Source organism: Paenibacillus sp. PL91, assembly GCF_012935325.2.
GTDB lineage: Bacteria > Bacillota > Bacilli > Paenibacillales > Paenibacillaceae > Pristimantibacillus.
Genome location: NZ_JABBYG020000008.1, coordinates 162,331 through 173,885, shown reverse-complemented (window position 1 = coordinate 173,885; position 11,555 = coordinate 162,331). Strand labels below are relative to the sequence as shown.

The window sequence follows — 11,555 nt, the reverse complement described above, 5'->3', positions numbered from 1 at the left end:
ACATGACAACTAAGCTGCTAGTCGCCAATCTCAACGATATTGATGTAAAGGGATCGCGCCGCATTCAAGTAAAGGACATCGAAATTGCCGTATTCCGCCTAACTGACGGCAGCGTGCTCGCCGTTGAAAATAAATGCCCGCATAAGGGCGGACTGCTATCAGAAGGGATGGTGTGCGGCACAGCCGTACACTGCCCGCTTCATGATTGGAAAGTGGATTTGCGCAGCGGCCGCGTGCATGAGCCTGACGACGGCTGCGTAACGACCTTCGAGACCGAAATCGATCAAGAGAGCGGATCTATTTACGTAACGATATAAAGGCTGGCTTGTCTCAAAGAAAACCCGTATAACGACGGAACACAAAGCGGCAAAAAGGGCCGGAAGGAGCAGCTTATGAGAAATATAACGGCAGGAATGGTCTATATTGTCGGAGCAGGTCCAGGCGATCCCGAGCTTATTACGATTAAAGCGATGCGGCGCATTCAGCAGGCTGACGTCGTCCTGTACGACCGGCTCATAAGCAAAGAGCTGCTTGGCTACGCCAGCTCTCAAGCAGAGCTGGTCTACTGCGGCAAAGCCCCTGGCTCGCATGCGATGCCCCAACATCTAATCAATGAAGCGCTTGTCAATTACGCTCGCCAAGGCAAAAGCGTCGTCCGCCTGAAGGGGGGCGACCCGCTCGTCTTCGGAAGAGGTGCCGAAGAAGCGTTGGCGCTTGCCACACAAGGCATTCCGTTCGAAATTGTTCCAGGCATCACCTCGGCAATCGGCGCTGCCGCTGCTGCGGGTATCCCCGTGACCCATCGTGAATATGCCGCTTCCTTCGCTTGCGTGACCGGCAGCCGCTGCCATGGCGATAAATCCCCGATCCGCTGGGATTTGCTTGCGCATAGCGTAGATACGCTTGCGATCTACATGGGCGTAAGCGAGCTGCCCGCTATTCGGGAGGAGCTGCTGAAGCACGGAAAAGCCTCTTCAACGCCCGTTGCGTTAATCGAACGCGGTACGACCACGCGCCAGCGCACCATCGTCGGAACTCTTGCCAATATTCATACCCTTGCCATATCCATGAAGCTAAGCAATCCGGCGCTAATTATTATTGGGGATGTCGTTCAAGTACGAGAACAGCTTCTGCATGCCGAGCAACAAGCCATCGCGCAAATAGGCTGATTCTAGGCATCATTTCTAAGCAGCAGGCATTTGCGAGCCATTTAACGTATAATGAAGGTTTCAGCACGTTATGGTAAAGGATGCGACTACGACTTGGAAATGAAGAAGCAAGCGCCGTTATTTATTTATACCTATGGCTACCGGCTGGAGGAGTCAGAGCTATGCCATTTGGAGATGCGTTCTTTTTTTGGCAAGCAGTCGGATTCTGGCCTTCTGATGAGCGAGACAGCTGTTCATCCCGATCGCAGTCCCTTTATGAGAGAGCGGCTTGAGCTGCTTTATGAAGGGGAACGACTCGAGGATATATTGGAGCAAGTGAAGCAAATCGAATTAGCTGATTCAACGTTTAAAGTTATTTTTATCAAAATGAGCGATCTGGCGCCAGAGGATAAAATCGATTTCGACGACAAGCGCAGCATCGAACGAGAAATCGGCATCTATATTGAAGGGGAAGCCGATGTGCACAATCCCGATTACACCTTCGGCATTTTGAACTGGGGCGGACGCTGGTATTTCGGCAACTACATCAAGAGCAAGGCCGTTTGGCTTACGCAAATGAAAAAGCCGCGCAGCTATTCGATTGCGCTTAGCACTCGGGTAGCACGTGCGGTGGCGAACATCGCCGTCCCTCTTCCAATCGGAAAGACAGCGATCGACCCCTGCTGCGGCATTGGGACGGTACTCGTAGAAGCGCTCTCGATGGGCATCGACATCGTCGGCCGGGACATCAATCCTTTTGTCATTCGCGGTACGCTAGAAAACTTAACGCATTTCGATTTCAAAACGGATGTTGTGTGCGGCGACATAGCCGACATCACCAGCCATTATGATACAGCGATTGTTGATATGCCCTACAACCACTTCTCAAGCACGACGCCAGAGGCCCAGCTTTCGCTGCTGAGAAATGCTCGCCGCATCGCAAGCAAGGCCGTCATCATTACGGCTGATCCGATGGACGAGCTTATCGCAGGAGCAGGGTTCACCATCTCGGATCGCTGCACCACCAGAAAAGGCAGCTTCATTAGGCAAATCATCGTTTGCTCATAAGCTATCGCAAGCGGTTAGCGAAATCCATTCAATGCCAGCCAAGAAGCACAAGCAGCCGTCCAGCCTCTCGTATGCTCCTCGTCCTCAGCTAAGCCCAGCCCATGTCGTCCCTTCTCGTACACGTGAAGATCAAAGCGCACGTTGTGCTTGCTGAGAGCAGCTGCGAACATTAGGCTATTCTCGACAGGAACGGCCGAATCTTCAGACGTATGCCATAAAAAAGTCGGCGGCGTATCTTCGGTTACGTTACGCTCGCTGCTAAGCCGCTCCAGTTGCTCTAACTCCGCTTCCTTGCCTAGCAAGTTATCTCTTGAGCCTTCATGCGTGAACGGCTCCGTAAGCGTTATAACGGGATAGCAGAGAGCAAGCAAATCAGGGCGGCATGACATTCGTTCAATGACATCCTCCGCACTCTCATTTCCGTTGTCATAGCTTGTCCCCGCATTCGACGCCAAATGTCCGCCCGCCGAGAAGCCAAGCACGCCGATCTTATTCGGATCGATTCGGAACGAATCCGCTTTGAATCGAACGGTACGTATCGCCCTTTGTACATCCAGCAGCGCGCTTGGATACCGGTAAGGAGCTACCCTGTAGCGCAGGACGAAAGCAGAAATGCCCAGTCCATTCAGCCACTGAGCGATAGGCTCCCCTTCGTGGTAGGCTCTTCCTCCATAGCCGCCGCCAGGACATATAATAATCGCGGGAGAATGATCTCCTTCCACAAGATAGGGCGTAATCGCTGGACAATCCTCGTCCGCATTCCCTACCGCATACGGTGCTCCATGCATCCATAATAATTGCTCCGTCATTTGTAATCCCCCTTATATAGCTGCATATAAAATTCCAGCTTTCACCATTATATAATGAACGAGAGCGACCAGCTACCGAAATGCATTGGATCTTTAAACTAAAAAAAGGCTTAAGCGCATGAACGCTTAAACCTTCATCCAATCTTATTCCCGACATTGCTTCTGTTATCTTTTTGACCCGGTTATCGCGCCAATGAATCCAAACAAAAGGCCGAGAACGGAGCCTGCAGCAACCTCGCGCGGTTGATGGCCTAAGCTTTCTTTAAGCCGTTTACGCCGGCGTATATGATAAATTCCCGGATGCTTGCCGGCCAGCTTCTCGACATCCACATCCAAATCATTCACTTGCATAGCAATTTCGCCTGCATGCCTGCGAATATTCATTGCGTCATACATAACAATGATGCCAAGCATCGCCGATATCGCAAACTCAGGCGTCTTCACGCCGCATTTGGTAGCCGTGTATGCAGCCAAAGCCGATACCCCGCTCGAATGCGAACTAGGCATGCCGCCTGATCCAATCAATTTTCGGATTTCCCATCTACCAGTCTTTGCATAATGCAGTGGCAGCTTCAGCAGCTGCGCTGCACCTACAGCGGCAATCGCCGTTACAAGTCCTCTATTGGCCACAGCAGTTCATCCTCCTGTTATCGCTCTTCGCTTATTTTGCCCTGCAGCCTGCAAATTCATGTGGCCTTGAATTACGGCATACAAAAACAAGCGGAATAGGAAGACTAACGATAACTTATCTTTTAGAATGGGACATATGTCCTTTTCATATTCACTTACTGTTTCTAAAATAATAAATGAGGATAATAACTGGCATTGCGTTACTACTCGACAGTCGACGGAGGGACCATGAAAACGATTCATAACGAAGAACGCCTTGCCCGATACGCAGCCGAGAATCAGCTTGAGACGATATTTGATGCAGCAACTATTGGCATGATGAACCTTCTGGCTTACGAAAATGGAGAAGCGATCTGCTCGCCTGGCGATCAGCTTGATCAGCTGTTCCTATTAGTAAAAGGGAAAATCAAGGTGTATACGACGCTTCCGAACGGGAAATCCGTGCTGCTTCGCTTCAATGAACCGCTTGCGATCATTGGGGATATGGAGCTTATGACCGGCTTTCCGGTTCGCTGCATGGTCGAATCAGTCGGCATAAGCCACTTTATTGCTATTAAGACGGAGGCGCTGCGGGAAACGGCATTTCAAGATCCGCGCTTTCTTACCTTCATCATTAAGCAAATTAGCTACAAGCTGCACACGGTTTCGTACGTATCAAGCCTCAACCTGCTATATCCGGTAGAGAACCGCCTGTCGAGCTACCTGATTTCAATTATGTCCGAAGATCCGCTTAGCCCATCGCTTGTAGAGATGAAGACTGAGAAGCTGACGGAGGTTGCCGAGCTGCTTGGAACAAGCTACCGCCATTTAAACCGTGTCATAACGCAGCTTGCCGCTGACGGCATTATCGAGCGAAAACGCGGCGCCATCTATATTCGTAACGCGATGCGCCTTCGGGAGCTTGCCAGCGGCAATTTATACAGATAAATAACGATTTGGAGGGGACTAATCATGATGGGCATTATTTATTCTCTTCTTGCTGGCGTTCTGGTCAGTATACAAGGTGTATTCAACACAAGACTCAGCGATAAAACCGGCTTCTGGTTTACTAATACTTGGGTGCATGGCACCGGCTTTTTGCTGTCGCTACTCATTTTGCTTATGGTCAAGGATGGCGGCCTATCCAAGCTATATACCGTGAATAAGCTGTACTGGCTTGGAGGCGCCTTCGGCGTTATGATCGTGTTTACCGTCATGAAGGGCATCTCCACGCTAGGACCTGCTTATTCAGTTGCGCTTCTGCTTACTACGCAGCTGATTGTCTCACTGATCATTGACAGCCTTGGACTGTTTGGCGTCGATAAGGCGCCTTTCTCAGCCAACAAGCTGATCGGCATTGGCATCATGATTGCCGGCGTTGTCGTATTCAAGCTGAAATAAGAACGGCAAACCGTTTATTTCATATAAATAAACCGCTCACCGGGCGCGAACATATGGAACTTCTTGGCCGGATAATGGCGATGAATATAATCGACGAAGTAAGCCGGATTCTCGTCATTATGCGGAAACAGTCCATAATGCATCGGAATAATCATATCCGCATCGATTTGCACCGCGATTTCGACCGCTTCACGGTAGTTGCAGTTGCCGACGATCCCCTGCCCATTACGAACAAAATCCCGTCCGTTAATGGGAAGCATGGCAATGTCGATCTGCCTGCTTTGCAGCCAAGTGACCAGCTCTGGAAAGCCGATCGTATCTCCTGCATGATAGAGATGGACTCCTTCAAAATTTGCCACATACCCGAGAAATTTATGCTCACCTGCATCATCCTGCTCAAACTGCTCATGCATGGCGGCAAATGCATCAAGGCGGATACCGCCATCCAGCTCCAAGCACTGCCCATGAGAAATGCCGATAAGCTGTTCATCTCGCAGGCCCCATTCCTTCAATAAAGGCAGATGTGCCCTTGGCGCAATAAAGCGCGTTTGGGCTGACTGTCCAATCGCCTGCAGCGTCAGCTTGTCCATATGATCCTCATGATGATGGGAGATAACGACATAATCAACATTCAGACAATCCGACGGCGCCAGCGGCGATTCGAAAGCCCGCGACCACGGCGGACCCGCTAGCTCATAAACCCAGTTGCTCAAATAAGGATCAAACAGCACCGTTTTTTTGTTCCATTTGACGAGAAATCCTTCTTGGCCCAAAGCCCACAGCGCCAATGCCTGCCGTGGCAGCTCCGTCTCCGCAATTTGCTTCACTAACGCTTTCCCGCTGTTATATACGCTCATTTGTCTTCATCCCTTTTCCTCTATATTTTGAATGCGCAAATCTTTCGTAAACCACTGCCGATAGCTTAACAAGCTCAAAATAATGCTTGTAACGGCAGCAGAGCTCGCGAATGCGAATACGATTAAAATTTGGTAGCGCACCGCTTCGATAGGGTTCGCGCCGGCGATAATCATCCCGGTCATCATCCCGGGGAGCTGCACAAGTCCCACCGTCTTCATGCCGTCAATGGTTGGAATCATGCTTGATTTCACCGACCGCTTCATCACATCCTGAATCGCCTGCCTAGCTGTCGCCCCGAGCGATAACAGCGTCTCGATCTCGCCTCTTGAGGCACCGACCTCTCTTCTCATTTGGTTCAGAAGCAGGCCCGATACAACCATGGCGTTGCCGATCGTCATGCCGCTTATCGGGATGATGTATTGGGGCGTCGCCTCAATAATTCGGAAGCCCAGCAGAAGCCCCATCATCAGCAGCTCCGTCGAAGTGATGGCGATGGCGATTTTCCACTTGATGCCCCGCAGTCCTTCTCCCCTCTTTCCCGCATTAAAGGAAGCGACGATAATCATAAGCAAAAGGATCAACGTAATAAAGAGCGGATTGCTCGTATTAAAAATAAACTGCAGCACATAGCCGACTAACAGCAGCTGCACGGCAGAACGGACTGTTCCAACGGCAATATCCCGCTCCAGCCCTAGCTTTTGCCATACGGATACAAGCATCGTAATCATCACGAAGAGGAGCGTGAAGCTAAGCGCTAGGATGGACATGGCTGCTCCTTTTGCAAGGGCGGCTGCATGATGTATTGCCGGGCTAGCTCGCTTGATGGATGCTCGAAGAAAGCAGCGGTTTCGCTGTTTTCCAGCAAAGTCCCCTCGCCCATGAACCAAACCGCCTTGCTCATTTGCCTTGCCTGTTCAAAATCATGAGTGACCATTATGATCGTTGTCCCTTCCTGATGATGCCACTCCTGCAGCACCTGCTCCACCATTTCCTTGCTGCCACGGTCAAGCGAGGCTGTTATTTCATCGAGCAGCAGCACAGCAGGGTGCAGCAGCAGAGAGCGGAGCAGCGATATCCGCTGCTTCTCTCCTCCCGATAGACGATCCGCGCTTTTGCTAAGGTCCAAATGCGCAAGCCCAAGCCTTGGCAGCAGATGCTGAACAAGCTTATCCTCATACGGAATGCGGTGCAGCAAACTGACCGTTTTCAGATTTTGTTCGATGCTTCCCTGAAGCATGACCGACTGCTGCGCGACATAGCATACCTTCATCCGCCATTGCCTTGCGTCCATCTCGCGCCGCGATACGTTATGTAAACGGATGTGTCCTTCATCTGCGTTATCCAAAGCCGCAATCATGCGAAGCAGCGTGCTCTTCCCTTGGCCTGACACGCCAAGCAGGGCAACGATCGCCGGCTCCGCTATCTGCGCCGATACATTCGCGAACAAGGGGGTTCCCTCCGAGCCATGGCGGTTTTTCTTCACATTATGAAGCTCTAAAACAGGGTTCACGGATTGTCCTCCCTTCTACTTCTGCTCTTCTTATATTATAGCTGCATTGCTGCTAATCAAAAAAGAGCCTATCGAAATAAGCAAAAAAGCCGATGACCAGCTGCCGCGGTTGCGGGAGCAGGCCATCAGCCTTTACATTCTTTGCTATGCTTGTCGCTGTTATTTAACGGCTGCGTCGATCTCTTCAACCATTGCCGCTACCGAAATAAGTCCGCCGCCCGATAGGTACCAGAAATCCGGGTTAAGGTAAATGATGTTTCCTTCTTTGTACGCTTTTGTATTTTTAACAAGCTCATTTTCAACGGAATCATGAGCATTGCCTTCGCCTGCTACCACTTGGTTGCGGTCAATAACAAACAGATAATCCGCATCTTTCTCCGCTACATACTCATAAGTTACAGACTGGCCGTGCGTCGATACTTCAATGTTCTCATCCGCGGCCGCTACACCAAATACATCATGAATGATACCGAAACGCGATGCCTTGCCGTACGCGCTGATTGCACCCTCGTTAGCCAAAATAATAAGGCCATTTTTGCCGCTTGCTGCAGCTTTTTCATTCAAAGCCTGGATCGAAGCCTTGATGGTCACAAGCTCTGCTTCCGCTTCTGTTGATTTATTGAAGATTTGGCCAAGCGTTTTTACGTTTTCCTCGAACGAGCCCATGAAGTTTTTGGTGTCCACGCCCATAAAGATCGTTGGCGCAATTTTGCTAAGCTCCTCGTAAGCGTCCGATTGGCGGCCCGATATGATGATCAGATCAGGAGCAAGCTCGTTCACTTTCTCGAAGTCAGGCTCTTTCAAGCTGCCTGCATTTACGTATTTCGCATCTTTGTATTTCTCAAGGTAAGAAGGTATGTTGGCTTGCGGCAATGCTGCCACCTCAACGCCGAGTTTATCCAGCGTATCCAATGTTCCGAAGTCAAACACAACAACCTTTGCCGGATTTACAGGAACAACGGTTTCGCCTAGCTGATGCTTAACGGTAACCTCCGTAAGCGCTGGTGCTTCCGTAGCCGCAGGCGCTTCGTTTGAAGGCGCGTTAGCAGCTCCGTTATTTCCGCTATTATTGGCACCGCATGCCGCGATCACCATAGCGAAAAGGACTAGAATAAACAATACAGGTAAAGATTTTTTCACTTCAATCACCCCTAAATCAAATTTTTATAAAAATGTTTGAATATCCTTTGGCAAGTCTTCCTTCAATCAAGTAAAGTAAACGCCGATTCGGTTGCCGTTAATCAGCTCGATCGGAATGTCCATATCATAGATGTCTTGCAGCACGGCGCTGTCGATGATCGTCTCGGTAGAGCCTTCCTTAACGACCTTTCCATCCTTCAGCGCCACGATGTAATCCGAGTAACAAGAAGCAAAGTTTATGTCATGGATAACGAGCACAACGGTCTTGCCGAGCTCCTCTACCAGACGCCTCAGCACCTTCATAATTTGAACGGAGTGCTTCATATCCAGATTGTTAAGCGGTTCATCCAGCAAAATGTATTCCGTATTCTGAGCGATAACCATCGCAATGAACGCTCGCTGCTTCTGTCCGCCGCTCAGCTCGTCGAGAAACTTGCCCTGCATCCCCGTAAGATCCATGTAGGCGATCGCTTCATCGACTTGCTTCCAATCCTCCGCCGTCAGCTTGCCTTGCGAATAAGGAAAACGACCGAAGCTTACAAGCTCACGCACCGTCAAACGAAGGTTAATATGATTCGACTGCTTGAGAATCGATATTTTTTTGGCGAGCTCGGCGCTTTTCCAAGCGCTGACTTCCTTTCCCTCGATGAGCACCTGCCCGCTGTCCTTCGTTAACAGGCGGCTAATCATCGAGAGAAGCGTGCTCTTGCCTGCACCATTTGGCCCGATAAACGAAGTGATCTTCCCCTTCGAAATGGTAACGGACACCTGCTCGATCACAGGCTTGCCGCCATATGCTTTGGAAACATTTCTAACTTCGATCATGCTTTCTTCTCCCTTAGCAGCAAATATAAAAAGTACGCTCCGCCGATGAAGTTGATAATGACGCTTATCGTCGTCTCGAACGTGAACACCCGCTCCACGATTAATTGCCCGCCGACAAGCGCAATAATGCTAATCAGCATCGCTCCGGGTATAAGGAAGCTATGCCGATAGGTGCGCATGAATTGATAGGCTACATTGACGACGAGCAGTCCAAGGAAAGTTATCGGTCCAACCAGCGCGGTCGATACGGCAATCAGAATGGCAACGATGACCAGCATTCTTTTGACGACATAATCGTAAGGAATGCCCAGATTGACCGCATGCTCCTTGCCAAGCGACATCACATCCAAATATTTGCTTAGTCGCGTGACATAAATAGCGATTATTCCGATGATAACGATGGAAATGACGAGCAAGTCGGTATTGACATTGTTGAAGCTTGCGAACATTTTCCCCTGAACAATGAGAAATTCGTTCGGATCGATCAGCACCTGCATGAACGTCGACATGCTGCCGAACAAGGTGCCGAGCACGAGCCCGATCAGCAGTAGGAAATATAGATTTCTGCCTTCCTTTTGGAACAACAGCTTATACAGCACCGCAACGAATGCGATCATCAAAGCAACCGATATAAAAAAATTAAGATGCTTGTTCGTGCTTGGAAGACTCATAGAGCCGAAGGCAAAAATAACGAACGTTTGAATGAGCATATAAAGCGAATCTAGGCCGATAATGCTAGGCGTCAAAATCCGATTGTTCGTAATGGTCTGAAAGATCATAGTGGAGTAAGCAATTGCGCCTCCGGTAATAACGATCGCCAGCACCTTCTTCAATCTTCTTGGCAGGGCATAATCCCAATTGGGACCAAGATGAATGAATAGAAATACGGCTATTAGCGCGACGGCCAGCACCGCAAGCAAACTAAGTTTAAGCTTCATATGCCTTTCTCCTCATCAACAAGTAAAGAAAAATAACGCTTCCGATGATGCCGATCGTTAGGCCGATCGGAATCTCATACGGAAAAATAATCAATCGGCCGATAATATCGCATACCAGTACGAATATCGCGCCAACCACCGCTGTATGCGACAGGCTTCTCTTCAAGTTGTCGCCCATGTACAGCGTCACGATATTCGGAATAATGAGGCCAAGGAAAGGCAGCGTGCCCACCGTCAAAATAACGATTACCGAAATGAGCGCTACGATCACAAGGCCGATATTGACGACCAGCTTATGATTCATCCCTAGATTGGTAGAGAACTCCTCCCCCAGCCCTGCAATCGTAAATTTATTTGCATAGAGATACGCAACGATGAGAAGCGGCAAGCTTACATACATCAGCTCGTAGCGCCCGCTCATCACGAGCGAGAAGCTGCCTTGCAGCCATGAGGAAATGTTTTGAATAAGATCATTCTTATAGGCAAAAAACGTCGTCACTGCATTAATGACATTGCCGAACATAAGCCCTACAAGCGGAATAAAGATCGTATCTTTGAATTTCAGGCGATCGAGAATTTTCATAAACACATATGTACCGGCTAACGCGAACGCGAAGGCAAGCAGCATCTTCTCCATCGTGCTGGCTGACGGGAATATCATTAAAGCGACGAGGATGCCCAGTCTAGCAGAATCGTCCGTCCCCCCAGTCGTAGGCGATACGAACTTGTTGCGGCTGAGCTGCTGCATGATCAATCCCGTAACGCTCATCCCGACGCCGGCTATAATAATGCTGACAAGCCGCGGAATACGGCTAATGGACAACACTTGCAATTGTTCCTCTGTGAGAGAGAACAGATCAAGCGGCGAGATGTCCTTAACCCCGATAAATAGGGACGTGATCGATAATACAATAAGCACGATTAAGAGATACCATAGCTTCACACGAATTCCTCAAATCATCATAGAAATTATCAAAGATAATCATTCTCATTTATTATCAAAAAAATACGCTGTTTCTAGCACCACCCGCTGAGTGATAACCATTATCAGCAACATTTCCTATGTTACACGATTTTAAGCTGTTCGGAATGGACTTTTCTATATCGGGGGATGGACTTTTCTACACAGCTTGAAGGTGTGACGGGCCCGTGAACGGGAATGCTGTTTCGGAACGCTATCCATGTATGAAAAAGTATGGCGTTATCTTAAAAAAAACCAGTCCGAACACGGAACCCCGTGTCAGACTGG

General features: G+C 49.4%; 14 protein-coding genes. 5 read left to right on the top strand and 9 right to left on the bottom strand.

Annotated elements, in window-relative coordinates; translation table 11 throughout:
* Positions 1 to 2 precede the first annotated feature (2 nt).
* The 3 genes from nirD (at position 3) to HI950_RS19465 (ending at position 2,216) form a co-directional block, all read left to right on the top strand.
* The gene (gene nirD, locus HI950_RS19475; RefSeq protein WP_169087868.1) at positions 3 to 317 is read left to right on the top strand and encodes a nitrite reductase small subunit NirD; all 315 of its coding nucleotides are present in this window, start codon (positions 3 to 5) and stop codon (positions 315 to 317) included.
* Between the two features lie 75 nt (positions 318 to 392).
* Positions 393 to 1,169 (top strand): uroporphyrinogen-III C-methyltransferase, encoded by a 777-nt coding sequence (cobA, locus tag HI950_RS19470; protein ID WP_169087867.1) that lies wholly within the window; start codon positions 393 to 395, stop codon positions 1,167 to 1,169.
* A 93-nt stretch (positions 1,170 to 1,262) separates the two neighbouring features.
* Positions 1,263 to 2,216 (top strand): TRM11 family SAM-dependent methyltransferase, encoded by a 954-nt coding sequence (locus HI950_RS19465; protein WP_169087866.1) that lies wholly within the window; start codon positions 1,263 to 1,265, stop codon positions 2,214 to 2,216.
* A gap of 14 nt (positions 2,217 to 2,230) precedes the next feature.
* Here HI950_RS19465 and HI950_RS19460 read toward each other — a convergent pair whose 3' ends face one another.
* Positions 2,231 to 3,025, bottom strand: a complete 795-nt coding sequence (locus HI950_RS19460; protein ID WP_169087865.1) for an alpha/beta hydrolase — start codon at positions 3,023 to 3,025, stop codon at positions 2,231 to 2,233.
* A gap of 165 nt (positions 3,026 to 3,190) precedes the next feature.
* Complete coding sequence (locus HI950_RS19455; RefSeq protein WP_169087863.1) at positions 3,191 to 3,655, bottom strand: divergent PAP2 family protein; 465 nt, start codon at positions 3,653 to 3,655, stop codon at positions 3,191 to 3,193.
* Positions 3,656 to 3,883: 228 nt separating this feature from the next.
* Between HI950_RS19455 and HI950_RS19450 the strand changes: the two genes are divergently transcribed.
* Positions 3,884 to 4,582, top strand: coding sequence for a cyclic nucleotide-binding domain-containing protein (locus HI950_RS19450; protein WP_169087861.1), 699 nt, complete (start codon positions 3,884 to 3,886; stop codon positions 4,580 to 4,582).
* A 24-nt stretch (positions 4,583 to 4,606) separates the two neighbouring features.
* Positions 4,607 to 5,035, top strand: a complete 429-nt coding sequence (locus tag HI950_RS19445) for a DMT family transporter (protein WP_169087859.1) — start codon at positions 4,607 to 4,609, stop codon at positions 5,033 to 5,035.
* A gap of 14 nt (positions 5,036 to 5,049) precedes the next feature.
* Here HI950_RS19445 and HI950_RS19440 read toward each other — a convergent pair whose 3' ends face one another.
* From HI950_RS19440 to HI950_RS19410, 7 genes are all read right to left on the bottom strand, one after another.
* Positions 5,050 to 5,892 (bottom strand): MBL fold metallo-hydrolase, encoded by an 843-nt coding sequence (locus HI950_RS19440; RefSeq protein WP_169087857.1) that lies wholly within the window; start codon positions 5,890 to 5,892, stop codon positions 5,050 to 5,052.
* A 6-nt stretch (positions 5,893 to 5,898) separates the two neighbouring features.
* Positions 5,899 to 6,660, bottom strand: a complete 762-nt coding sequence (locus tag HI950_RS19435) for an ABC transporter permease (protein ID WP_169087855.1) — start codon at positions 6,658 to 6,660, stop codon at positions 5,899 to 5,901.
* Complete coding sequence (locus HI950_RS19430) at positions 6,648 to 7,403, bottom strand: ABC transporter ATP-binding protein (RefSeq protein ID WP_169087853.1); 756 nt, start codon at positions 7,401 to 7,403, stop codon at positions 6,648 to 6,650. Before HI950_RS19430 ends, HI950_RS19435 begins: the two co-directional genes overlap by 13 nt.
* Positions 7,404 to 7,562: 159 nt before the next feature.
* The gene (locus HI950_RS19425) at positions 7,563 to 8,543 is read right to left on the bottom strand and encodes a siderophore ABC transporter substrate-binding protein (protein WP_317618411.1); all 981 of its coding nucleotides are present in this window, start codon (positions 8,541 to 8,543) and stop codon (positions 7,563 to 7,565) included.
* Positions 8,544 to 8,609: 66 nt separating this feature from the next.
* The gene (locus HI950_RS19420) at positions 8,610 to 9,368 is read right to left on the bottom strand and encodes an iron ABC transporter ATP-binding protein (protein WP_169087851.1); all 759 of its coding nucleotides are present in this window, start codon (positions 9,366 to 9,368) and stop codon (positions 8,610 to 8,612) included.
* Positions 9,365 to 10,306, bottom strand: coding sequence for an iron chelate uptake ABC transporter family permease subunit (locus HI950_RS19415; protein WP_169087850.1), 942 nt, complete (start codon positions 10,304 to 10,306; stop codon positions 9,365 to 9,367). Before HI950_RS19415 ends, HI950_RS19420 begins: the two co-directional genes overlap by 4 nt.
* Positions 10,296 to 11,249: an ABC transporter permease gene (locus HI950_RS19410; protein ID WP_169087849.1), complete on the bottom strand. Its 954-nt coding sequence runs from the start codon at positions 11,247 to 11,249 to the stop codon at positions 10,296 to 10,298. Before HI950_RS19410 ends, HI950_RS19415 begins: the two co-directional genes overlap by 11 nt.
* Positions 11,250 to 11,555: the final 306 nt, after the last annotated feature.